The sequence below is a fragment of the Caballeronia sp. 11_S32 genome, assembly GCF_056930355.1.
This window is the reverse complement of record NZ_JBXOWH010000005.1, coordinates 45,941-68,394: the sequence shown is the minus strand read 5'-3', so window position 1 is coordinate 68,394 and position 22,454 is coordinate 45,941. Positions and strand designations below refer to the sequence as shown.

Below are 22,454 nucleotides of genomic sequence, written 5' to 3'. Positions count from 1 at the left end.
ACCCTCTTTGAATTCTTTCGCAACGTACTGAAAACCCCTTCAAATGAGCACTCAAATGAACCAGGACTACATCCGCCTGCTGGAAACATTCAACGATGCGTGGAACCGCCACGACATCGATGCTTTGATGAACTGCATGGCGGACGAATGCGTTTTTCATGGCGTGGCCGGGCCCGATGCTTTGGGCCGCACCTTCAAGGGCCGCGATGAAGTGCGCAAGGGCTTCACGCTCGCATGGGAAACGTGCCCCGACGCATCGTGGAAGGACGGCGAGCACTTCGTGAGCGGCGAGCGCGGCGTGTCGGAATCGACGTTTCGCGGGACGAAGACGGACGGCTCGCGCATCGAGGCGCGCATGGTGGACGTCTTCACGTTCAGGGACGGCAAGATCGCGGTGAAAAACGCCTATCGCAAGGATCGTCCGGCGCTTTGAAGCATGAAGGAGACCGGCACCACGTGACGCAATGAAACGCCTCGACCCGTTGGCACTGAACTCGCGGGCGAAGGCGCACATCGACTAGAGCAATTCAGGAGACGACATGCAATCGAGTACGGAGCAAAGCGATCTCAAATGCGGCCTCAAGCAGCGCCACATGACGATGATCGCATTGGGAGGCGTCATAGGCGCCGGACTTTTCGTCGGCAGCGGTGTGGTGATCCAGCAGGCCGGTCCCGCCGCGATTCTCTCCTTTCTCATCACAGGCGGCCTCGTGGTCCTCGTCATGCGCATGCTCGGCGAGATGGCCTGCGCGATGCCCGCCGTCGGCTCGTTCTACGAGTATGCGCGGCTGGCTTTCCGGACGCAGCGTGGGCCGGGCCGTCTTGCCGGCTTTCTCACGGGCTGGATGTACTGGTACTTCTGGGTCATCGTGATCGCGCTCGAAGCGGTCGCGGGCGCGAAACTCGTGCAGTTCTGGATACCCGATGTCCCATCGTGGATCATCAGTCTCGTGCTGCTCGTCGTGCTCACGCTGACCAACCTGATATCGGTCGCCAGCTACGGCGAGTTCGAGTTCTGGTTCTCGTCGATCAAGGTCGGCGCGATCATCGTGTTCCTGTTCCTCGGCGGCCTGTACGTCTGCGGTTTGTGGCCCGCGTCGATGCACACCACCGATGTCGCCGCGACCTTCCTCGGACATGGCGGCTTCATGCCCAACGGAATAGGACCGGTGATGACAGGCGCGGTGGCGGCGACAGGCTTTTACTTCGGCGCGGAGATCGTCACGATCGCGGCGGCTGAAGCGAAGGAACCGGCGAAGGCTGTCGCAAAGGCGACCAATTCGGTCATCACGCGCGTGCTGGTGTTCTATGTCGGCTCGGTCGCGCTGGTCGTGGCGCTCGTGCCCTGGAATTCGCATCAGATGGCGACGCCCTACGTGAGCGCGCTCAATGTGATGGGCATGCCCGCCGCCGCCAACCTGATGAACGCGATCGTGCTCACCGCCGTGCTGTCCGCGCTGAACTCGGGCCTGTATGCCGCCTCGCGCATGCTGTTCGCATTGACGCGCCACGGCGATGCGCCGCTCGGTCTCGCGAAGGTGAACAAGCGCGGCGTGCCGACACGCGCGATTCTGCTCGGCACGGTGTTCGGCTATGTGTCGGTGGTCATGTCGTATATCTCGCCGGATACGGTGTTCGCCTTCCTCGTCAATTCGTATGGCACCGTGGCGCTCTTCGTGTACCTGCTGATCGCGTTCTCGCAACTGCGTCTGCGTGCCCGCATGACGAGCTTCGAAGCGAACGACCTGCGCGTGCGTATGTGGGGATTTCCCTATCTCACGTGGCTCGCGATCTTCGGGATGATGGCGATTCTCGTGGCGATGGCCTTCATCCCTGACCAACGCAAGCCGCTGTGGCTGGGTGTCGCGAGCCTCGGCATTCTGATCGTCGCGTATATGGTGTTCAAGCGCGGCCGCAAGGAAGTCGAGATCGAATCAGACGAACACTCGACGCAGCATCTTCAAACCATCGAGCGATAAGCACTGAAGTTCACAGCCGGTTTGCTGCGATGCAAACCGGCTGTTCATTCTCTGAAAGTCTTGGCGGTTTCTTCAGCGGTGCGGCGCAGATCGGGCTCGAAGGCAAGCAGTTCTTCGAGCGCGACGCGTCCCACCGGCGCCTGAATCGCAATGGCCGCGCAAGCGCGATTGCGGTCGAGCATCACCGGCACCGCGATCGCAACGAGTCCCTGCAAATGCTCCTGATTGTTGATGGCCAGCATGCGGCGGCGCGTCAACGCAAGCTCGCGGCGCAATGCGTCACGATCCGTGATGGTGCGTTCCGAGTACGAACGCAGCGGCAGGCGCTCGATCATGCGCTCGCGCCGCTCCTTCGGCAGAAAGCTCAGCAGCAGCTTGCCGCTCGCCGAGCAATGCAAGGGCACATGCGAGCCCGGCTGCAGGTGCATGCGCAGCGGCCAGCCCGTTTCGACACGATCCACATAGACGACGTCGTTGCCCGCGAGCATCGTCAGATTGCAGGTTTCGCCGACGCGGGTGACGAGCTGTTCGAGCAGCGCATGACGCGCCGCAGCGGGGCCCGCATGCATCAGCACATTGATGGCGAGCGTGCGCACACGCGCGGAGCATTCGTAGAGCTTGTCGCTCGCGCCGCGCGTGATGAGCCATGCGTCCATCAGTTGCACGAGGATGCGATGCACTGTCTGCTTAGGCAGGCCCAGCGCATCGACGAGCTCGGTCATCGATAACGGCCGATTCGCCTCGGCAAGGGTTTCGAGCACGCGGAACGCGCGCACGGCGGCGGCATTCGATTGATTCGACGTCACGTTGCTTGTCTCCGTCTATCTACTTTGCGTTTGTATTTCATTGTGCGTCGAAAACACCGGTTTTCGGGACTCTGGAAAGTCCCGAAAAATTGAATTTCCGATGCTGGCGGTTTCGCTGCACGCGTTAGCCCGGAAAACGGGACCGCGGGATCGACACGGCTGACTAGATTGGATAGCACCTCCAATCTTCCAACAGCCGAGGTCTATCGCATGAATCACATGGCAAGCGGCGCAACGCTCGCGCGTCCCCGCGACAATGCTCCGGATACACAAGAACCCGATGTCGAACGCATCGTCGCCGCGCTCGTGGCGCGAGCGCGCGCCGCGCAGCAACGTTTCGAGCAGGCGGGGCAGGAGACGCTCGATATCGCCGCGGCCGCCGCCGCATGGGCGATCATGGAGCCGGCGCGCAATCGGCAACTCGCGGAACTCGCCGTACGCGACACGGGCCTCGGCAATGCCGACGACAAGTTCCGCAAGAACCATCGCAAGACGCTCGGCCTTCTGCGCGATCTGCACGGCGTCGCGACGTGCGGCGTGATCGCGCGCGACGAGGCACACGGAATCGTGGAAATTGCGCGCGCGGCCGGCGTGGTGGCGGCGATCACGCCATCCACGAATCCGGCCGCGACACCCGCGAACAAAATCATCAACGCGCTCAAGTGCGGCAATGCGGTGATCGTCGCGCCTTCGCCGAAGGGCTATTCGTCGTGCGCGCTGCTCATCGAGTTCATTCACGCGGAGTTCGCAAAGGCGGGTCTCGATGCCGATCTCGTGCAGATGTTGCCGCATCCGATCGGCAAGGCGGCGACCGCCGCGCTGATGAAGCTCGCGGATCTCGTCGTCGCAACCGGTTCGCAAAGCAACGTCCGCATGGCCTATACGAGCGGCACGCCGGCTTTCGGCGTGGGCGCGGGCAATGTCGCTTCGATCGTCACGGCGCGCGCGAATCCCGATGACGCGGCGCGCAAGATCGCCGTGTCCAAGACATTCGATAACGCGACGAGCTGTTCATCGGAGAACAGCGTGGTGATCGAGGACGCGATATACACGCGCATGCTCGATGCATTGACGAAGCAAGGCGGCGTGCTTCTGGATGCCGCGCAGAAGGCGCAATTGCAGGCGGCGATGTGGCATGAGGGCAAGCTCTCGGCGCGCTGCACCGCGCGTTCGGCGGCGACTATCGCGCGTGAAGCGGGCCTCGACGATATCGCCGCGCGCGAGCCGAAGTTTCTGATGGTCGAGGAGAGCGGCTACGGGTCCGAGTACCCGTTCTCCGGCGAAAAGCTTTCTCCGGTGCTGACGGTGTATCGCGCAAAGGACACCGAGGCCGCAATCGGTATCGTGCGCGGCATCTATGGCTACATGGGCGCGGGCCACTCGGTCGGCGTGCATGGCGCCGACGACGCGCTCGCCGTCACGCTCGGCACGCGCTTGCCGGTGGCGCGCGTGATCGTCGATCAGGCGCATTGCCTCGCGACCGGCGGCAACTTCGACAACGGCCTGCCGTTCTCGCTGTCGATGGGCTGCGGCACCTGGGGCGGCAACAATTTCTCGTCGAATCTCGGTTATCGGCAATACCTGAACGTCACGCGCGTCGCGTATCCGATCGCGGAGCATGTGCCCGAAGTCGATACATTGCTCGGCGATTACTTCCGGAGAATCGGACGATGAGCGCGCTCGCCGATCGAATCGTTGCTCATGACCGCGTGCCGCTCGATGCGCCGACTCTGCGCACATTGATCGATGCGCGCGCCGCACACGCGCCCGACAAGCCGTTTCTGCTTTCCATAACACAGGACGATGCGCTGACGTTCGGCGCATTGCGCGACGATTGCATCGCGCTCGAAGCGCGCTTCAGGGCGGCGGGTTTGCGTCCGGGCGATGTCGTGTCCGTCTTCATGGGCAACGGCATCCAGACCGCGCGGCTGCTGCTCGCGGCGATGTACAGCGGCCTCGTCGCGAATCCGCTGAACCTGTTGTGCCAGCCTTCGCAGGTGCGCTACATCGTCGAGCATTCGGATACGCGCGCGATCTTCGTCGCGGACGATACGCACGACATCATCGTCGAAGCAATCGATGCGTTGCGCGGCGAAGGCATGGAGCGAGAGATAGCGGTGGTGCGCACATCGCCGGATTCGCGTGCATTACCCGATATCCCGACGCTTCCCGCGCCCGCGATTCCGCTGGTGCGCGACGATGCGCCCGGCACGCGTATTGTCGCAAGCGATTCAGGCGCGATGAACGCCGGCGATACCGCGCTGCTCATGTACACATCGGGCACGACGGGCGCGCCCAAGGGCGTGCTGCTGAGTCATCGGAGCCTGCTCGCGAACATGCGCAACATCAGCGCGGAGCATCGCCTGACGGAAGACGATCGCGTGCTCGTGTCGTTGCCGCTCTATCACATCAACGGCCTCGTCGTCGCGCTGCTGACGCCGCTTTATCACGGCGGCTCGGCGGTGATGACGCCACGCTTTTCCGCGCGCACGTTCTGGAGCGAGGCATCGCAACACGCATGCACGTGGATCAACGTGGTGCCGACTATCGTCGCTTACTTGCTGAACGGCGAGGGCGCGCAGGGCTGCGATCTGTCGGCGCTGAAGTTCTGCCGCAGCGCATCGGCTGCGTTGCCGGCGGATCATCACCGCGCGTTCGAGGAGCGCTTCGGCATCGGCGTCATCGAAACGATGGGAATGACGGAGACCGCCGCGCCAGCATTCAGTAATCCGTATGATCAGGCGATGAGAAGGATAGGCAGCATTGGCTTGCCATCGGGCGGCGAAGCGAAGATCGTCGATCTCGAAGGACGCGAGTGCGTGGCCCACGAAACCGGCGAGCTCGTATTGCGCGGCGAGCAGCTGATGAGCGGCTATTACAAGCGTCCCGACGAAACCCGCAACGCCTTCACCGCCGACGGATGGCTGCGCACCGGCGATCTCGGCTATCGCGACGAAGCGGGCTTTTTCTACATCAACGGACGCGCGAAGGAACTGATCATCAAAGGCGGCGAGAACATCGCGCCGCGCGAGATCGACGAGGCGCTCCTGCGTCATCCGGGCGTACTCGAAGCGGCCGCTGTCGGCGTGCCGGATCCGGCGTACGGGCAGGACATCGTCGCGTTCATCGTGCCGAGCGGCGGCGCCGGTTCGCTCGATGTCGCCGATCTCCGCGCGCATTGCCTGCGTGAACTCGGCCGCTACAAGACACCGCGCGAATTCCGCTTCACCGATGCATTGCCGCGCGGACCATCGGGCAAGGTGCAGCGCCTGAAGCTCGTGCAGGGCCCGCCGCCCGCCGGATAAGCGTGCGCGGGTTCACTCGCAAGACTCGACCGTTCCACATAAGATGGACTTAGGAGACAGCATGAACAGGCATCGTCAGCGCGTGAAAACGCGCCATATCATTCTCGGCGTGATGTGTCTGATGTACTTCATCTCGTACATCGACCGGGTGAACATCGCCGTGGCGGGTCCGTTGATTCGCCAGGAGATGGGTTTGACGAACGTGCAGCTCGGGCTCGTGTTTTCCGCGTTTGCGTATCCGTATGCGGTGATGCAGATCGTCGGCGGATGGCTTGCCGACCGCTTCGGCCCCAAGCTCGTACTCACCGTGCTCTCGCTGATCTGGGGCGCGGCGACGCTCGCGACGGGCTTCGCGGGCAGCATCGGGATGCTCGTGTTGCTGCGGCTCGCGCTCGGCATCGGCGAGGGCGGCGCGTTCCCGACCGCCACGCGCGCCTTCACCTTCTGGATGCCGGTGCACGAGCGCGGCTTCGCGCAGGGCATCACGCACAGCTTCGCGCGGCTCGGCGGCGCGGTGACGCCGCCGCTCGTGCTCGCGGTCGTGGCGGCGGCGGGCTGGCGCGAGGCGTTCATCCTGCTCGGCGTCGCGAGTCTCGCGTGGACGGTGCTGTATCTCTGCGTCTTCACCAATTCGCCCGATGAAAACCGTCGCGTGACGCCCGAGGAAACTGCTGAAATCGGCTATCGCGCGGGGGAATGCGCGCGGGCGAGCAAGAACCCGACGCCGTGGCGCAAGCTGATCCACCGCATGTGGCTCGTGACGTTCGTCGACTTCTGCTATGGCTGGCTGCTGTGGGTGTATCTGACGTGGCTGCCTTCGTATCTGAAGGAGTCGCGCGGCTTCGATCTGAAGCATCTCGCCCTGTTCACCGCGTTGCCGCTGCTCGCGGGCGTGATCGGCGATACGCTCGGCGGCGTGCTCTCGGACCGCATCTACAGGATGACGGGGCGGCTGCGTCTCGCGCGTTGCAGCATTCTGGTGGTGGGCATGGGCGGCTCGCTCGCGTTCCTCCTGCCGATGGTCAATGCGCCGAGCCCGATCGCCGCCGTGTGGTTCCTCACCGCTTCGTTCTTCTTCCTCGAGATCACGAATCCGGTGTTGTGGACCTTGCCGCTCGATATCGCGGGCAAGTATGCGGGCACGGCGGGCGGCATGATGAACACGGGCTTCGGCGTGGCGGGCATGGTGTCGCCGGTGGCGTTCGGCTATCTGATCCAGCAGACGGGCAGCTATAACGTGCCGTTCACGATCTCGGCGGGGCTGCTCGCGGTGGGCGCGGTCGCGGCGCTCTTTATCGATACGAGCAAGACGGTGGAGGCCGACGAGGCCCGCGAGGCGAGGAGTCGCGAGGAGATGGGCGTGCCGGCGTTCGCAGGTGGGGCGGGGCAGTGGCATGAGTAGCGTGCGCCGTTGGCGGAGGGGATGACCTCGGCTTCCCCTCACGCGCGCCCATCTGAAGCGCACGAGTCCGTGCGCTTCAGATGGCAGATCATCTCGAACCTGCGGACCGGGCTGTCAAACGCCCGTGTGCGCGGTCTCGCCGCGATCGACGAACTCGATCGTCAGATTGCCTTCTTCCGAACTCGCGAGGCGAATCTCGGCGGGCGCTGCGCCGCTCGCCATGCGCGTGAGCAGCTCGCGCGAGACCGTCGGCAGGATGCGCTGATCGAGGAACGCGTCGATGTTGCGCGCGCCCGATTCGCGCGACAAGCACAACCCGGCAAGCGATGCGATCAGCGATTCGTCGCAGACGAGCGTCACATCGTGCTGGCGCTTTAGCCGGCCGGCGATTTTCGCGATCTTCAGCCGCACGATGCTGCCGAGCGCGCTCACATCCAGCGGACGGTAGACGAGCGTCTGGAAGCGCGCGAGCAGCGCGGGCTGGAAGTGCTTCACGAGCGGGTCATGAATGGCGTCGAGCAGCGCGGCATGCGCGATGTCGGGTGTGTCCATCGTCGCGTCGTGAATCTGTTCGCTGCCGAGGTTCGATGTCATCAGGATCACGCAGTTGCGGAAGTCGATCTCGCGGCCCTCGCCATCGCGCATCGAGCCGCGGTCGAATACCTGATAGAACATGTCGAGCACGTCGCGATGCGCCTTCTCGACTTCATCGAGCAACACGACGCTGTAGGGGCGCTGGCGCACCGCTTCGGTCAGGATGCCGCCGCGTCCGTATCCGACGTAGCCCGGCGGCGAGCCCTTCAATTGCGAGACCGTGTGCGCCTCCTGATACTCCGACATGTTGATCGTCGTGAGCGCGGCCTCGCCGCCGAAGAGCACGTCGGCGAGCGCGAGCGCCGTCTCTGTCTTGCCGACGCCCGAGGTGCCGGTCAGCAGGAAGACGCCGAGCGGCGCGTGCTCGCTCTTGAGCCCCGCCTTCGCGGTGCGCAGGCTTTGCGCGAGCATGCCGAGCGCATCGTCCTGCGCGATCACGCGTTCTTGCAGCTGATCTTCGAGCGCGAGCAGGTTGAGCAGTTCGTCTTCGACGAGATTGCCCACCGGCACGCCGGTCCATTCGGCGACGACGCGCGCGATGGCCTGCGCATCGACATCGGCGAAGATGAGCGGCGTCTTGCCTTGTGTTTCGGCGAGCGCTTTTTTCGCGGCGGCGAAGGCCTCTGCGTCGGGCCTGGCGTGGCCGTCGCCGCGTTGTTCCAGCAGCGCGCGAACCAGCGACATCTCGCGTTCGTAGCGCGCCTGAATGCCGGCGAGCTCCTGAGTCGCGTGCGATATGGCCGCTTCGAGCGCCTGGCGACGCGCGGCGGCATCGTCGATGCCCGCGCGCTCGTCCGCATCGATGCCCGCGCGTTCGAGTTCGAGCGCCGCCACGGCCGCGCGGGCGCGCTGCAGTTCGGCGGGCGGCGTATCGAGCCCCATGCGTACGCGGGCGGCGGCGGTGTCGATCAGATCGACGGCCTTGTCCGGCAGCTGGCGCGCGGGGATATAGCGGCGCGACAGCCTGACGGCCGCGACGAGCGCTTCGTCGCGGATATGCACGTTGTGGTGCTTCGCGTAGCGCGTGGCGAGTCCGCGCAGCATGAGGCAGGCCGCGTCGTCATCCGGCTCTTCGACCTTGACCATCTGGAAGCGCCGTTCGAGCGCCGCGTCGCGCTCGAAGTATTCCTTGTACTCGGACCACGTCGTGGCCGCGATGGTGCGCAGCTCGCCGCGCGCGAGCGCCGGCTTCAGCAGATTGGCCGCGTCCGAGCCGCCGGCCGAATTGCCCGCGCCGATCCCCGAGGTACCTCACGGTGGTTAATCGAGAACGACTCCGAGTGGTACAGCAGGAAGTTGCCCAAAAAGCCTCCCGGATTGCAGCCTCCTCAACAAGCCGCAGAGCAGCTTGAGCGAGACCGATTGTTGGACATCAAAATGTCGCAGCAGGTAATAAAGCGATACGTCGAGCTAATCGACCACCCCGGGCGGCCGACTATGATTACTGAGACAAAGCTGCTCTCGCGAGTCCCTCGCGGTCGAGATTGGTATCTGCTAAAACCTCGACTGCATAGAACGCGCGCTTTGGTCTTCCAGTTCGTTGAGGACCCTGAAGCTTTTGCAAATCGACTTTACGCGTGGGGCGAGGCGAATCCAGACTCGCATCGCTACCGGTCGACTTACCGACTACTGACGGCTTCTCTTGGGAGAAGATTGACGCCCGAGCAGATTCGCAACTGCATCGGTCTTCAACGGCACCTTCCGGCGCGAGTTCGAAAAAATCCTGAAGAGCAAGGAACTCTCGGACAAGCTGCGCGGCGAGCTTTCGCAGATCGCCACGGCGGCGACGCAACCCGAAGGAAACGCCTGAGCCCGGCAGGCCTCAATCCGGCAAGCATCCCAGACAGGACCGAACATGAACAAGAAAGAAGCCCGTGCGAGCGCCGCAGGCGAGACCGTCGTGCTCGACGCCCCGCAAGCGTCTCATGGCGACAGCGTCTATGAATCGCTGTGCAACAAGATCAACCTGAACACGGTGTCGCAGGCGCGTCCGCTCGAGGCATTCCGTGACAACGACATGCTGTCCGAAGCGTCCGCCGACGAACGCCTTGCGCGCGGCATGGGTGCGTTCCTCGATCTCGTCGCGCAGACGAGCAAGCCCGTGGATCGCCTCGACAAGTCGCTGCTCGATTTCTTCATCGGACAGCTCGATCGCCAGATCAGCCAGCAGCTCGACGCGGTCATGCACAACCCCGAGTTCCAGGCGCTGGAAGGCCGCTGGCGCGGCCTCAAGATGCTCGTGTCGCGCACGGATTTCCGCAAGAACGCGCGTATCGAAGTGCTGGATGTCTCGAAGGACGCGCTGGTCCGCGACTTCGATGATGCGCCGGAGCTGATCCAGAGCGGCCTGTATCGCCTGACCTACATCGAGGAATACGATACGCCGGGCGGCCAGCCGATCAGCGCGCTGGTCAGCGACTTCGAGTTCGCCAACTCGCCGCAGGACGTGGCCTTGCTGCGCAACATCTCCAAGGTCGCGGCGGCGGCGCACATGCCGTTCATCGGCTCGGTGGGCGCGGCGTTCTTCGGCAAGAAGTCGATGGAAGAAGTCGCGGCCATCCAGGACATCGGCAACTACTTCGACCGCGCCGAATACATCAAGTGGAAGAGCTTCCGCGACACGGACGATGCGCGCTACGTCGGCCTCGTGATGCCGCGCGTGCTCGGCCGCCTGCCGTACGGAAAGGACACGACGCCCGTGCGCGCGTTCAACTACGAGGAGCAGGTCAAGGGCCCGGACCACGATCGCTATCTGTGGGTGAATGCGTCGTTCGCGTTCGCGGCGAACATGACGCGCAGCTTCGTGAACAACGGCTGGTGCGTGCAGATCCGCGGCCCGCAGGCAGGCGGCAAGGTCGAAGATTTGCCCGTGCATCTGTATGACCTCGGCACCGGCGTGCAGCCGAAGATCCCGACCGAAGTCCTGATTCCCGAAACGCGCGAATTCGAGTTCGCGAACCTCGGCTTCATTCCGCTCTCGTTCTACAAGAACCATGATTTCGCGTGCTTCTTCTCGGCGAACTCGACGCAGAAGCCCGCGCTCTACGAGACCAAGGAAGCGACCGCGAACAGCCGCATCAACGCGCGTCTGCCGTACATCTTCCTGCTGTCGCGCATTGCGCACTACCTGAAGCTGATTCAGCGCGAGAACATCGGCACGACCAAGGACCGTCGTCTGCTCGAGCTCGAGCTCAACAACTGGATCAAGGGCCTCGTCACCGAGATGAAAGATCCGGGCGATGAACTGCAGGCGTCGCATCCGCTGCGCGAGGCGAAGGTGATGGTCGAGGACATCGAGGACAATCCAGGCTTCTTCCGCATCAAGCTCTTCATCGTGCCGCACTTCCAGGTGGAAGGCATGGATATCGGCTTGTCGCTGGTTTCGCAAATGCCGAAGGCGAAGAGCTGATTCGCCGAAGCGTTCGATAGCATTTGAGCAATGCGCCGGGGTGGCTCGATGAGCCGTCCCGGCGTAATCGTTTGGAGGGTGAAAACAAGCATCCTTCGTCAATCGCGACGACCGCGCCACAATCCCACCCTTAGCGGTTATTCTCCCTGACACCGGCCCACGACGACGAACCTCGTCACGCGCCAAGGCATCCCCGGTTTCTTCAGGAGAAATCGCATCATGCTCGATACGACAGATGTGCTGGTTGCCGGTGCGGGCCCAGTCGGCCTGATGCTCGCCGCTGAACTGCGCCGCGACGGCGTGAAGGTGCGCGTGATCGACGCGCACGACGAGCGCGTCTTCTTCGTGAAGGCGCTGGGCGTCACGGCGCGCACGCTGGAGATATTCGAGGACCTGGACATGACACGCGACGCGATCGACGCGGGCGTGTGGCTCACCGGCGCCGACACGTTTCAGGACGGCGCGCTCGCGTTCAGCGCCGAGATTCCGCGCGAAGGGCTGCCGTATGGCGCGCTCTCGCTCGCGCAGTTCGAGACCGAGCGCATTCTGGAGGCGGCGCTCGCGCGCAACGGCGGGCACGTCGAATACGGCGCGACGCTCGTCGATTTCACGGAATCGGGCGATGCCATCGACGCGCGCATCCAGGACGCCTGCGGCGAGAGCCGCATCATTCGATGCCGCTGGCTCGTCGGTTGCGACGGCGCGCGCAGCACGGTGCGGCGCCAGCTCGACGTGGCCTTCGAAGGCGATCAGTATCCGCAGACCTTCATGCTCGCGGATGTCGATGTCGACTGGCGTCTGCCGCGCGGCCGGATGTATCGCTTCAACGTGACGGGGGAGGGCGGCGCGGGATCGACCTCGCTCGCCGCGCTGCCGGTGCGCGGCTCGGCGCGCCGCTATCGGCTGTCCATGGTCCTCCTTCCCGATGATGCCGCCCGCCATACGCTGAACTCCACGCCCGACTTCGCCGAGATCGAGCGCATCATGCTGCCGATTCTGCCGAAGGACACGCGGCTCTCGTCGATGCGCTGGTCGTCGGTGTATCGCGTGAGCCATCGGATCGCGCGGAACTACGCGCGCGGACGCGTGTTTCTCGCGGGCGATGCCGCGCATATTCATCCGCCCGTCGGCGGGCAGGGCATGAACACCGGCTTGCAGGATGCGCACAATCTCGCGTGGAAGCTCGCGCTCGCGGCGCGCGGTGCGGCGGGCGCATCGCTGCTCGACAGTTACGAAGCGGAGCGGCGGCCGGTCGGGCTCGATGTCGTCGAATCGACGAGCCGTGCGTTGAACACGGTCCTCGCGCACGGCGAAATCAGGCCCGCGATGCGTGAGACGCAATTGCTCGTGGGTTATCGCGGCAGCCCGATCGTCGCGGACGAATGCGCTGACATGGCCGCGGAATTGCCCGCGCCTGGCGATCGCGCGCCGGAAGCGGGCGGCCTCGTGCAGGCCTTCGTCGGGCATGCGCAGCGGCTGCGCGATCATCTCGGACGCGGGCGTCACACACTCGTCGGCTATATCGATGACAATGCCGACGGCGCGCGCATCGCCGCGTTCGATGCGGCCGTGGATGCGTGGCGCGCGTCACTCGGCACGGCGGCGAGCGCGGTGTTGATCGTGTCGCCGGAGGTTGCCGCCGCGCCGGCGTTCAAACCCGCGCAGGAAGCGTATCGAACGCTGAGCGATAGCGAAGGCACGTTCGCCGACGCGTTCGGCGCGAAAAACGGCATGGCGTGGGCCGTGCGGCCGGACGGGCATATTGGCTATAGAAGCGCGTCCTGTTCATCGGAAGCGCTGATCGCATGGCTCCATCGCGTGTTGGGTCGAAAGGCGGCGCGCTAGCCTCAGCGCTGCACGGCGATCACGTGCGCCTGAATCTTGCCATCGACGGGACCGGAACCGAAGCGCGCCGCAATGGCCGCGGCGCATGCCGATGTCACCTCGTCGAGACGCATACCGCTGCGTGATTCGATCTCGTTGCGCAAGGGCGTGCCCTGGCAATACGCGATGGCGGCCACGTCCGCCGATGCCGCGCGGCTTCGATGCGTCACCGTATCGAAGCGCGGCTTCGCATCAAAGCCCGCGGCTGAAAGATCGCGCGATATCGCTTCCTGATTGAAGTAACCGTGCGGCGTGCGTTTCATGAAAAGCGGCGGATCCTCGGGAAAGAGGCGGCTGAGTTCGCCGGTTATCGCATCGGCAAGCTCGTTTTCTTCGATACGGTCCCACACGTTGAACAGCAGCGTGCCGCGGTTGCGCAACACGCGGCGCGCCTCAGCAAACGCAGCCGCTTTGTCCGGAAAGAACATCGCGCCGAACTGACACACGACGACATCGAAGCTCGCGTCATCGAAAGGCAGTTGCAATGCATCGGCCTGTTGCCATGTCACGGGCTTCTCGATGGGGATCATCGCGGCGCGATCGAGCATCGCCTGATTCAGATCCGTCGCGACGATATCGACGGGCGCGGACAACGCATGCGCCATCGTGCGCGTGACGGCGCCGGTGCCCGCCGCCGTTTCCAGTACTCGCGACGGCGCGAGCGCCACCACGCACTTCGCGATATCGCCGGCGTAGGGCTCGAAGAGCATCGGCACGAGAAGCCGGTCGTAAAACTCGGGTATCTGACCGGCGAAACGCGTGTCGGTGCGAAGCGTGTTCGTGTCCATGCGCGGCCTCCAGCAATGGATTATTCGTCTGAGCCTGCAAGTCTGTTCACTCTACGCGGCTTTATCGCGCTCGAAGAGATGTCTACAGTGAATGCTGTCACGCCGGTTTTGTCGAACGCAACCGGACAATCCTCGCATTAAATAATCTCTTCAAGGAACCAATCATGAGCAAACTCGCAGGCAAGGTGGCGGTCGTCACGGGCGCATCGAAAGGTATTGGAGCCGCTATCGCCAAGGCGCTCGCGGCAGAGGGCGCGGCAGTCGTCGTCAACTATGCGAGCAGCAAGGCGGGCGCGGATGCCGTCGTCGCGGACATCTCGAAAGCGAATGGACGTGCGATTGCAGTCGGCGGCGATGTATCGAAGGCCGCGGATGCGCAGGGCATCGTGAATGCCGCTGTCGAAACGTATGGGCGCCTCGATATTCTCGTCAACAACTCGGGCGTCTACGAGTTCGCGCCGCTCGAGGAAATCACCGAAGAGCACTTCCATAAGCAGTTCAATATCAACGTGCTCGGCACGCTATTGACGACGCAGGCCGCCGCGAAGCATCTCGGCGAAGGCGCGAGCATCATCAACGTCAGTTCGGTCGTGACCCGCATCACGCCGCCGGCGAGCGCGGTCTATAGCGGCACGAAAGGCGCCGTCGATGCGATCACGGGCGTGCTCGCGCGCGAGCTCGGCGCGAAAAAGATCCGCGTGAACTCGATCAATCCGGGCGTCGTGGTGACCGAAGGCACGCACAGCGCGGGCATCATCGGCTCCGATTTCGATGCGGCCGCGCTCGCGCAAACGCCGCTCGGACGTCTGGGCCAGCCGGACGATATCGCATCGATCGCGGTGTTCCTCGCATCGGACGATGCGCGCTGGATGACGGGCGAGAGCCTGATCGCGAGCGGCGGCATGCGTTGATGCGAAGGGCGCTCTCGCGTTCTTCGCTTTCGATCAAGTGTATCGACGCGCAGCGCCCGTTTTGTATCTGGCATAGCCGCGCTTCCGGCAAGAGAATGCATCGACTTCTCTCGCCGGAGCCCGCCTGATGCCGCACACCCCGCAACTGCTCGCATTCGCTCTCGTCGCCCTCGGCATGGCGCTCACGCCGGGGCCGAACATGGTCTATCTGATCTCGCGTTCGATCTGCCAGGGCCGCACAGCGGGCCTCATTTCGCTCGGCGGCGTTGCGCTCGGCTTCGTGTTCTACATGCTGTGCGCGGCGTTCGGCATCACCGCGCTGCTCATTGCGATTCCCTTCGCTTACGACGCGCTGCGCTTCGGCGGCGCGCTCTATCTGCTTTATCTCGCGTGGCAGGCCGTGAAGCCCGGCGGGCGCTCGCCGTTTCAGGTGCGCGACCTGCCGGTCGACAGCCCGCAAAAGCTCTTCACGATGGGCTTCGTCACGAACCTGCTGAATCCGAAGATCGCCGTGCTGTATCTGTCGCTTCTGCCGCAGTTCATCGATCCGGCGAACGGCAGCGTGCTCGGCCAGTCGCTCCTGCTTGGCGTCGTGCAGATCATGCTGAGCATCACCGTCAATTCAACGGTCGCCATGACGGCCGGATCGATCGCGGTGTTTCTCGCGCGCAAGCCCGCATGGCTTTTGATGCAACGCTGGCTGATGGGCACGGTGCTCGCCGGTCTCGCGGTCAGAATGGCGACCGAAGCGCGCCGCTGATACGCGTGCATCGGCTTCGCGCCACGCGCACTAGAATCGAAGAAACCGTGGCGTGGCGCGACGACGATGGACATCGCACAATGGCTGGGCGGGCTGGGACTCGGGCAATACGCACAGGCGTTCGCAGAGAACGATATCGACGCCGCGATGCTGCCCGGTCTGACCGACGCGGACCTGAAGGAACTCGGCGTACAGTCGCTCGGGCATCGCAAGCGTCTGCTCGCGGCGATCGCGGCCGCGAATGCCGCGTGTTCCGATGAAGCCGCGCCTGCCGAAGAACGCAGGCAGGTCACCATCCTCTTCGCCGATCTCTGCGGCTACACGGCGCTTGCGCAGACCATCGACGCCGAAGAACTGCGCGAGCTGATCGGCCGCTTCACGGATATCGTCGACGGCATCGTGCTCGCGTATGGCGGCACCGTCGACAAGCACATCGGCGATGCCGTGATGGCGCTCTTCGGCGCACCGCGCGCGCACGAGACCGATCCGCTGCGCGCGGCCCGCGCCGCGCTCGATATTCACGCGGCGCTTGCGGACTTCAGCGCGAGGAACGCGCGGCCGCTGAAGGCGCATATCGGCATTGCGAGCGGCGAAGTGGTGGCGGGCGCGATCGGCCGCGCGGGGGCGCGGGATTACACGGTGCATGGCGATTCGGTGAATCTCGCCGCGCGGCTCGTCGCGGCGGCGGGCGCCGGTGAGACGCTCTTGTCCGATGGCGTACGCCGCGCGCTCGGCGACAACGCGGTCTGCGATTCGACCGATGCAATGCGCTTCAAGGGCATCGATGCGCCCGTGCGCGTCTGGCGCCTGCAAAGCGCGATGCGCGAGCCCAGTCACGCCAACCGCGGCCGCTTCGTCGGACGGCAGGCGGAACTCGAACAGTTCCGCGTGATCGCGCGCGTGTGCGTCGGGCAGCGCGCGGGACATGTCATCTATGTGCGCGGTCCGGCGGGCATCGGCAAGACGCGTCTCGTCGAGGAAATGCGCGCATTCGGGCAGACGCTCGGCCTCACGGTGCATCGCGGGCTCGTGCTCGATTTCGGTGTCGGCAAAGGGCAGGACCCGGTGCGCGCGATCATCGGCAGTCTGCTCGGCCTTTCGTCATCCGCCGGCGATGACGAAGCGCAAGCCGCCGCCGATCGTCTCGTGAGCGCTCACGTCGTCATGCCGGAAGCGCGCATGTTTCTGCACGATCTGCTCGATCTGCCGCAAGCGGGCGAATGGCGCTCCCTTTACGACGCGATGGATCACGCCGCACGCAAGCGCGGCAAAGAGGCTGTCGTCGCGGCGCTGACATCGGATGCATGCCGCCGCGCGCCGGCGATGATCGTCGTGGAAGACCTGCACTGGGCCGATGCGCAACTGCTCGGCTATCTCGCCGCCTTCGCAGCGGGCATCGCGCACGGCGCGGGGCTGCTCGTGATGACATCGCGCATCGAAGGCGATCCGCTCGATGCCGCATGGCGCGCGCGCCTTCGCGGCCGGCCGCTCGCGACGATCGATCTCGGCCCGCTGCGGCGCGAGGAATCGCTCTCGCTCGCGAGCCATTTCATCGATGCGACCCAGCGCGTCGCGCTCGCGTGCATCGAACGCGCGGCGGGCAATCCGCTCTTTCTCGAACAGTTGCTGCACAACGTGGAGGAAGGCAGCGGCGAGACGATTCCGCCGTCGATCCAGAGTCTCGTGCTCGCGCGCATGGACCGCCTCGCGCCGCGCGACCGGACGGCGTTTCGCGCGGCGTCGGTGATCGGGCAGCGTTTCGATGCCGCGCTCGTGCGGCATCTGATCGACGATCCCGGCTACGACTGCGGCGCGCTCGTCGCGAATGCGCTGATCATCCCGGAAGGCGACAAGTTTCTGTTCGCGCATGCGCTGATCCAGGAGAGCGCTTATTCGACGCTGCTGCGCGGGCCGCGCCGCGACTTGCATCGGCGCGCGGCCGAGTGGTTCGCACAGAGCGATCCCGTGCTGCACGCGCAGCATCTGGATCGCGCGGACGACGAGCGCGCGCCGCAAGCCTTTCTCGACGCGGCCATCGCGCAACGTGCGAGCCGCTTCACCGAATCGGCGCTGCAGCTTGTCGCGCGTGGGCTCGATGTCGCGCGCACGGCGCGCGAGCGTCATGCGCTCATGTGCTTCAAGGGCGAGCTGCAGCGCGATCTGGGCGATATCGCGGCATCGATCGATACGTATCGCGCGGCCGTCGCGCACGCACCCGACGACGAGAGTCTCTGCGACGCGCAACTCGGTCTCGCCGAAGGCCTGCGCGTGAACGAAGGCCTTGCGGAAGCGCTCGCGCTCATCGATGCCGCGCAGAAATCGGCGCAACGCGACGAACGCGTGAGCGAGCTCGCGCGGCTGCATCATCTGCGCGGCAATATCCTGTTTCCGCTGGGACGCATCGACGAATGCAGGATCGAGCACGAGCGCGGGCTCGCGTATGCGAAGCGTCTGAACGCGCCGGAAGCGCAGGCGCGCGCGCTCGGCGGTCTCGCCGACGCCGCCTACGCGCAGGGCCGCATGAAGAGCGCGTTCGAGCATTTCAGCGGCGCTGTCGCGCTTGCGCGCGAGCACGGCTTCGGCCGAATCGAAGTGGCGAATCGCTCGATGATCGGCTTCAGCCGCATGTATCTCAACGAAGCACGCGAGGCGCTCGCGGATGCCGTCGAAGGCTCGCGCGAGGCGGCGCTCGTCGGACAGGCGCGCGCGCAGCTGCTATGCGAGACGCTCGGCGCGTTCGCGTGCCATGAACTGGGCGATGCGCGCGCGATGCAGCGTCATCTCGATCAGGAACGCGCGCTCATCCGGCAATTGGGCGCGCGCCGTTTCGAGGCGCAGAATCTGGAGTTGCAAGGGCGTCTGCTGCTCGACGGCGGAGATCGCAAAGAAGCCGTGCGCGTGCTGCGCGCATCGCTTGCGTTGTGCCGGGAGGTCGGCATGCAGTTCAGCGCGCCGAAGACGCTGGGCGCGCTCAGTCTCGCCGTCGACGATGACGCCGAGCGCGCGCGTCTCATCGAAGAAGGCGCGGATCTGCTGCGGCTGGGCGCCGTGGGTCACAACCATCTGTGGTTTCATCGCGATGCCATCGATGCGTGGCTCGCCGCCGGCGACGCGGCGCTCGCGCTTCGTCACGCCGATGCGCTCGATCGATACACGCACGCGGAGCCGCTGCCGTGGTCGCAATTGTTCGCGGCGCGCGGGCGGGCGCTCGCGGCATCGCATCTACGACGCGACGATGAAGCCATCGCGCGCGAACTCCGGCGCGTGCGGGAGGCGCTGATGCAGGCCGGATATGCGCGGCATCTGACCGCCGTCGATGCGGCGCTCGCGCGGTGTTGATTCGCGGGATCGGCTCGCCTTACTCCATTTCACGCGCCTTCCGCGAGCCGCAGCGACGATTTCACGACCTCCCCGCTCGTCGCGACGAAGTCCCGCGCCCATGCGGCGATGGCCGCCTCCGCCGATGCCGCGGCAGGCCTCACGACGTGGCTCGCGAAAGACACCTTGGGAACGTCGGCGTGCTTACGATAATCGCTGCGGCGGGAAAGCCATGCGTCACCTGTCCAGCCGTCGTTGGGAATCGGTTGAGGAAAGATCTCCAGAAAATATGCGCCCATTGAATACATGGCCGCCTTCTCGAACTTCCCGATAATCTGCGTCGAGCATGCGCCGGTCCAAAGCTCGCGATCAGGTGCAATCAACGCGGCGTTTCACGAGCGGGCAGTCGAGCAGTCAGTCCCCCGGTTGCGGCGCTTCGGCCGGCTCGTTCATCGGGCAGGCGTTGCGCTCGCGCCTGAAATGCGCGGACATCTCATAAGCCGGCTTGCGGCTTCGCATGACACCGCCCAGCGGCCGATGCGCGCGCACGCCGTGCCAAGGGCTGAAGGCCATGCACTCGTCGATCGCCGCGACGCGCGCCGCGCTCCAGCTCGCCTGCGGCGTCACGCGGATGCGCGCCACCGCCACGTACGGGCTCTCATCCTCGGGCCAGCGCACCGAGGCGTCCTCGATCGGCATCGTGTCGATGTCGGTGGCGAGCTGCACGCGCAACTCCCATTCGCCGCCGTGCGCCGCGAAGAAATCGCTCACGGCATCGCGCAAGCCGTTGGGCCGGTCGTCGAGATCGACCTGGGCATCGGTCAGCGCCGTGAGTTCCGTCGACACCGGCGCGACGCTCATCTTCGCGAAGTACGGGCCGTACAGCAGCGGCGCGGCCGTATAGAAGGTCTCGCCCAGGATATGCGTCTTCGGATGACCGCCGAGACGCTTCAGCATGCCGCTCTCGCCGCCCAGCTTCTCGACCAGCGTTTCCGCGCCGCGCAGCACCGCCGAAAAGACCTCTTTCGGGCCGGGCGCCTTGTCCGTTGTTTTGGCGAGCAGTTTCAGGTTGGCGAGAAAGGCCTTCGGCGTGCTCGCGGTGAACGCGGGCGCGTCGATCATGACGAAGTCCTGCGTGCGATGGCCTTCGCTGCCGGGCAGGCGCTCGCCCTCCACGCCGATCAGCTTGAGCGCGAGGCCGCGCGGCGTCGACACCTTGTCGTCGAGTACATCGCCGGGATTGGTGGAGAAACGCATGACAACAGGTATCACCGCTTCCCGCGCGAACACGCCTTGCGCGTAGGGCGTGGGCAAGCCGCCGGGCACGCGCACTTCGCCGATGACGAGTCCGTGGCTCTTCGCATGTACGCTGCGCAGGGCGTATCCATAGTGCCTGTAGCTCGTCTCGGCGATGGCGCGCATCGTTTGCACGAGCTCGACCGTGGTCTGCGCTTCGTCGTCGGGAATTACTTCGAATGCGGGGTCGAACTGAAGCGGAAGAACGGGTTGGTTGGACATGACATCTCCGCGCGGACATCGATGGAATCTGCAGCAATGGCTGTGCCCTTGGACCTGTCTGGCGCGGCGGCGTATGCAGGAATCGGGCCGGGGAAAGGGACGGCTTACGTACAGCGCCTTCGCTTGATCAGTGACGCAAAATGAATTCATCGAAAGTCAACGAGCGGTGGTTCCCGTGAATCAATCGAGCGGCAAGCGTCCCAAGTTGGTGCTGTTTCCGACGCGCATGGTGGCGCCTACGCCCGGAACCGGTGTGGACGATTTTCAGATCTACGCCTCGTACAGGGGCAGCATTGCGAGCGGCTTTTTCGGCACGCTGAAGGTCGTGCGAAAGACCGACGGCAGGCTGCTGTTTCCGTTCGACGGCGCGGACAACATCGGTCCGTTTCCGACCAAGGCCGCCGCGGTCGCCGCCGCGCTCGAGCGCGGCGACCAGGTGGTCGAAGCCGATCTGGCTCGGCCCGAACTCTGAACGTCCGGTCGGTCAGTCTCAAGGGGAAGTTTTCGGACACGGCATCTTTATGGTTTTCCCTAGTCGCCGGCTTATTCTTCTGATGGACAATCTGCGCACGCCTTTCGGCGGCTCGCACCGCCCGACAAGAGCAAGAACAGTCATCGGATAAAAGAGAGAGGGCGCGCCATGAATCAGCGTCAGGTCAACTATCGCGGCTTCATTATCACGCCGATGGCCGCCTACGACGGCGGCCTCTACGCGGCAATGATGATCATCTGCGACGGCGAGGGGCTCCAGCGCGCGAGCGGCGTGCTGGGACATTTCGCGTCCGCCGAAGAAGCCTGCGGCTTTGCGCTCATGGCCGGCAAGGACGAAGTGGACGGGCGCCTCTGGCGCGCGACCGCCGCCGCCTGAAACGCCGCTGCGCGCGCCGTTACCGGCTCATCGATCAAACCGCGTCCGCGTGGAAGCGTGTTCGAAACATGAGGCTTACGTACATTGAACACGAGGGTCTCGCTGTCATACTCCAGGCGTGCGCCTCGTCTCAACCGGCTCGGGTAGGGCGCGCATTTTCCGGGTTCGATAAAGGTCAGGCCGATGGCAATCGTCGTGTATGTCTTCGAGGAAAGCAGGGGTGTCCCGACACACGAACGCGATTTGTTCGAGATCGACGCCGCGGGCTATTTCGTCGATATGAGCGCGGTCTTCGTCGAGCGCTGCAGTTGCACGATGTCCGCGAGCGCGCGTCCGGCTTTTCAGCGCGTGCTGCGGCGCCTGCAGCCCGGTGACACGCTGATCACGACGAGGCTCTGGTGCCTCGGAAACAGTGTGCAGGACGTGGTCGCGAGCATCGACCTGCTCGGCAAGCGCGGCATCGCCACGGTATGTCTCGCCTATGGCAGGAAAGACCTTTGCTCGGGCGAAGGCGAAACCTTCGTCGAAGCGCTGCGGCTCGCCGAAGAACTGGAGCGCGTCACGCGCCGCAGCCGCGCGCGCGAGGCGGCGAGCGCCGCGAAGGAACGCGGCATCGCGCAGGGCCGCCCGAGTTCGCTGTCGCAGGCGCAGCAGCGCCAGGCGATGATCTCGCTCGGCGCCGGCCTCACGGTGACCGAGATCGCGCGCTCGCTCAATACGTCCCGCCAGACCATCATGCGCCTGCGCAACACGCATGCGCAGCAGCCGGCGGACGGCCCCGCGGAAGCGGACGTCGAGCCCGAGATTCAGCCGGCGCCGCTCGCCGCCAACGATTCGAAATAGCGGAATCGCGCGCAAGGCCGATGGCGTAATCCTCCGAAAAGTCTTCCTCCTGCGCCGCTGCGCAGCGAT

At 64.8% G+C, this 22,454-nt stretch carries 18 protein-coding genes and 1 pseudogene; 14 read left to right on the top strand and 5 right to left on the bottom strand.

Annotated elements, in window-relative coordinates; genetic code table 11:
• The first annotated feature begins 43 nt into the window (after window positions 1-43).
• Both AC1Z32_RS34985 and AC1Z32_RS34980 read left to right on the top strand, forming a co-directional pair.
• On the top strand, window positions 44-433 hold the full coding sequence (locus tag AC1Z32_RS34985) for a nuclear transport factor 2 family protein (RefSeq protein ID WP_062609508.1): 390 nt from the start codon (window positions 44-46) through the stop codon (window positions 431-433).
• A gap of 106 nt (window positions 434-539) precedes the next feature.
• Entirely contained in the window at window positions 540-1,979 is a 1,440-nt protein-coding gene (locus AC1Z32_RS34980) for an amino acid permease (RefSeq protein WP_483483444.1), read from the top strand.
• A 44-nt stretch (window positions 1,980-2,023) separates the two neighbouring features.
• Here the strand turns inward: AC1Z32_RS34980 and AC1Z32_RS34975 are convergent, their stop codons facing one another.
• On the bottom strand, window positions 2,024-2,785 hold the full coding sequence (locus tag AC1Z32_RS34975) for an IclR family transcriptional regulator (protein ID WP_483483443.1): 762 nt from the start codon (window positions 2,783-2,785) through the stop codon (window positions 2,024-2,026).
• 210 nt (window positions 2,786-2,995) lie between these two features.
• Between AC1Z32_RS34975 and sauS the strand changes: the two genes are divergently transcribed.
• From sauS to AC1Z32_RS34960, 3 genes are all read left to right on the top strand, one after another.
• Window positions 2,996-4,459 carry an acylating sulfoacetaldehyde dehydrogenase gene (gene sauS / locus AC1Z32_RS34970; protein WP_483483442.1) on the top strand — a complete coding sequence of 488 codons (1,464 nt, stop codon included), beginning with the start codon at window positions 2,996-2,998 and terminating at the stop codon, window positions 4,457-4,459.
• A complete protein-coding gene (locus AC1Z32_RS34965) occupies window positions 4,456-6,090 on the top strand; it encodes an AMP-binding protein (RefSeq protein ID WP_483483441.1) in 1,635 nt (544 codons plus the stop codon). The genes sauS and AC1Z32_RS34965 overlap by 4 nt, the downstream gene beginning before the upstream one ends.
• A gap of 61 nt (window positions 6,091-6,151) precedes the next feature.
• Window positions 6,152-7,492 carry an MFS transporter gene (locus AC1Z32_RS34960; protein WP_483483440.1) on the top strand — a complete coding sequence of 447 codons (1,341 nt, stop codon included), beginning with the start codon at window positions 6,152-6,154 and terminating at the stop codon, window positions 7,490-7,492.
• A 114-nt stretch (window positions 7,493-7,606) separates the two neighbouring features.
• Here AC1Z32_RS34960 and AC1Z32_RS34955 read toward each other — a convergent pair whose 3' ends face one another.
• On the bottom strand, window positions 7,607-9,172 hold the full coding sequence (locus AC1Z32_RS34955) for an AAA family ATPase (protein WP_483483439.1): 1,566 nt from the start codon (window positions 9,170-9,172) through the stop codon (window positions 7,607-7,609).
• 604 nt (window positions 9,173-9,776) lie between these two features.
• Here AC1Z32_RS34955 and AC1Z32_RS34950 point away from each other — a divergent pair.
• The 3 genes and pseudogenes from AC1Z32_RS34950 to AC1Z32_RS34940 form a co-directional block, all read left to right on the top strand.
• Window positions 9,777-9,896: pseudogene (locus tag AC1Z32_RS34950) on the top strand (type VI secretion system contractile sheath small subunit); the annotation flags it as partial.
• Window positions 9,897-9,941: 45 nt separating this feature from the next.
• Entirely contained in the window at window positions 9,942-11,495 is a 1,554-nt protein-coding gene (gene tssC, locus AC1Z32_RS34945; RefSeq protein ID WP_483483438.1) for a type VI secretion system contractile sheath large subunit, read from the top strand.
• A 219-nt stretch (window positions 11,496-11,714) separates the two neighbouring features.
• The gene (locus AC1Z32_RS34940; protein WP_483483437.1) at window positions 11,715-13,340 is read left to right on the top strand and encodes an FAD-dependent monooxygenase; all 1,626 of its coding nucleotides are present in this window, start codon (window positions 11,715-11,717) and stop codon (window positions 13,338-13,340) included.
• 2 nt (window positions 13,341-13,342) lie between these two features.
• Here AC1Z32_RS34940 and AC1Z32_RS34935 read toward each other — a convergent pair whose 3' ends face one another.
• Window positions 13,343-14,167: a class I SAM-dependent methyltransferase gene (locus tag AC1Z32_RS34935; RefSeq protein ID WP_483483436.1), complete on the bottom strand. Its 825-nt coding sequence runs from the start codon at window positions 14,165-14,167 to the stop codon at window positions 13,343-13,345.
• Between the two features lie 164 nt (window positions 14,168-14,331).
• Between AC1Z32_RS34935 and AC1Z32_RS34930 the strand changes: the two genes are divergently transcribed.
• The 3 genes from AC1Z32_RS34930 (at window position 14,332) to AC1Z32_RS34920 (ending at window position 19,177) form a co-directional block, all read left to right on the top strand.
• Window positions 14,332-15,078: a glucose 1-dehydrogenase gene (locus AC1Z32_RS34930; RefSeq protein ID WP_483483435.1), complete on the top strand. Its 747-nt coding sequence runs from the start codon at window positions 14,332-14,334 to the stop codon at window positions 15,076-15,078.
• A gap of 127 nt (window positions 15,079-15,205) precedes the next feature.
• The gene (locus AC1Z32_RS34925) at window positions 15,206-15,838 is read left to right on the top strand and encodes a LysE family translocator (protein ID WP_483483434.1); all 633 of its coding nucleotides are present in this window, start codon (window positions 15,206-15,208) and stop codon (window positions 15,836-15,838) included.
• Window positions 15,839-15,904: 66 nt separating this feature from the next.
• Window positions 15,905-19,177, top strand: a complete 3,273-nt coding sequence (locus AC1Z32_RS34920) for an adenylate/guanylate cyclase domain-containing protein (protein WP_483483433.1) — start codon at window positions 15,905-15,907, stop codon at window positions 19,175-19,177.
• A gap of 29 nt (window positions 19,178-19,206) precedes the next feature.
• Here AC1Z32_RS34920 and AC1Z32_RS34915 read toward each other — a convergent pair whose 3' ends face one another.
• Window positions 19,207-19,464 carry a hypothetical protein gene (locus AC1Z32_RS34915; protein WP_483483432.1) on the bottom strand — a complete coding sequence of 86 codons (258 nt, stop codon included), beginning with the start codon at window positions 19,462-19,464 and terminating at the stop codon, window positions 19,207-19,209.
• Window positions 19,465-19,570: 106 nt separating this feature from the next.
• Window positions 19,571-20,674 carry a catalase family protein gene (locus tag AC1Z32_RS34910; RefSeq protein ID WP_483483431.1) on the bottom strand — a complete coding sequence of 368 codons (1,104 nt, stop codon included), beginning with the start codon at window positions 20,672-20,674 and terminating at the stop codon, window positions 19,571-19,573.
• Between the two features lie 226 nt (window positions 20,675-20,900).
• Between AC1Z32_RS34910 and AC1Z32_RS34905 the strand changes: the two genes are divergently transcribed.
• From AC1Z32_RS34905 to AC1Z32_RS34895, 3 genes are all read left to right on the top strand, one after another.
• Window positions 20,901-21,146 carry a DUF6723 family protein gene (locus AC1Z32_RS34905; protein ID WP_483484133.1) on the top strand — a complete coding sequence of 82 codons (246 nt, stop codon included), beginning with the start codon at window positions 20,901-20,903 and terminating at the stop codon, window positions 21,144-21,146.
• Window positions 21,147-21,314: 168 nt separating this feature from the next.
• Entirely contained in the window at window positions 21,315-21,542 is a 228-nt protein-coding gene (locus tag AC1Z32_RS34900; protein WP_483483430.1) for a hypothetical protein, read from the top strand.
• A 183-nt stretch (window positions 21,543-21,725) separates the two neighbouring features.
• Window positions 21,726-22,385: a recombinase family protein gene (locus AC1Z32_RS34895; protein ID WP_483483429.1), complete on the top strand. Its 660-nt coding sequence runs from the start codon at window positions 21,726-21,728 to the stop codon at window positions 22,383-22,385.
• Window positions 22,386-22,454 lie beyond the last annotated feature (69 nt).

Excerpts from the sequence above, each read along its gene's own strand:
- AC1Z32_RS34910 (WP_483483431.1), bottom strand. The coding sequence starts at position 20,674 with ATGTCCAACCAACCCGTTCTTCCGCTTCAGTTCGACCCCGCATTCGAA.
- AC1Z32_RS34960 (WP_483483440.1), top strand. The coding sequence starts at position 6,152 with ATGAACAGGCATCGTCAGCGCGTGAAAACGCGCCATATCATTCTCGGC.
- sauS (WP_483483442.1), top strand. The coding sequence starts at position 2,996 with ATGAATCACATGGCAAGCGGCGCAACGCTCGCGCGTCCCCGCGACAAT.
- AC1Z32_RS34895 (WP_483483429.1), top strand. The coding sequence starts at position 21,726 with ATGGCAATCGTCGTGTATGTCTTCGAGGAAAGCAGGGGTGTCCCGACA.
- AC1Z32_RS34965 (WP_483483441.1), top strand. The coding sequence starts at position 4,456 with ATGAGCGCGCTCGCCGATCGAATCGTTGCTCATGACCGCGTGCCGCTC.
- AC1Z32_RS34905 (WP_483484133.1), top strand. The coding sequence starts at position 20,901 with ATGGTGGCGCCTACGCCCGGAACCGGTGTGGACGATTTTCAGATCTAC.
- AC1Z32_RS34900 (WP_483483430.1), top strand. The coding sequence starts at position 21,315 with ATGAATCAGCGTCAGGTCAACTATCGCGGCTTCATTATCACGCCGATG.
- AC1Z32_RS34915 (WP_483483432.1), bottom strand. The coding sequence starts at position 19,464 with ATGTATTCAATGGGCGCATATTTTCTGGAGATCTTTCCTCAACCGATT.
- AC1Z32_RS34955 (WP_483483439.1), bottom strand. The coding sequence starts at position 9,172 with ATGGTCAAGGTCGAAGAGCCGGATGACGACGCGGCCTGCCTCATGCTG.
- AC1Z32_RS34985 (WP_062609508.1), top strand. The coding sequence starts at position 44 with ATGAGCACTCAAATGAACCAGGACTACATCCGCCTGCTGGAAACATTC.
- AC1Z32_RS34940 (WP_483483437.1), top strand. The coding sequence starts at position 11,715 with ATGCTCGATACGACAGATGTGCTGGTTGCCGGTGCGGGCCCAGTCGGC.
- AC1Z32_RS34925 (WP_483483434.1), top strand. The coding sequence starts at position 15,206 with ATGCCGCACACCCCGCAACTGCTCGCATTCGCTCTCGTCGCCCTCGGC.
- AC1Z32_RS34980 (WP_483483444.1), top strand. The coding sequence starts at position 540 with ATGCAATCGAGTACGGAGCAAAGCGATCTCAAATGCGGCCTCAAGCAG.
- tssC (WP_483483438.1), top strand. The coding sequence starts at position 9,942 with ATGAACAAGAAAGAAGCCCGTGCGAGCGCCGCAGGCGAGACCGTCGTG.
- AC1Z32_RS34935 (WP_483483436.1), bottom strand. The coding sequence starts at position 14,167 with ATGGACACGAACACGCTTCGCACCGACACGCGTTTCGCCGGTCAGATA.
- AC1Z32_RS34920 (WP_483483433.1), top strand. The coding sequence starts at position 15,905 with ATGGACATCGCACAATGGCTGGGCGGGCTGGGACTCGGGCAATACGCA.
- AC1Z32_RS34930 (WP_483483435.1), top strand. The coding sequence starts at position 14,332 with ATGAGCAAACTCGCAGGCAAGGTGGCGGTCGTCACGGGCGCATCGAAA.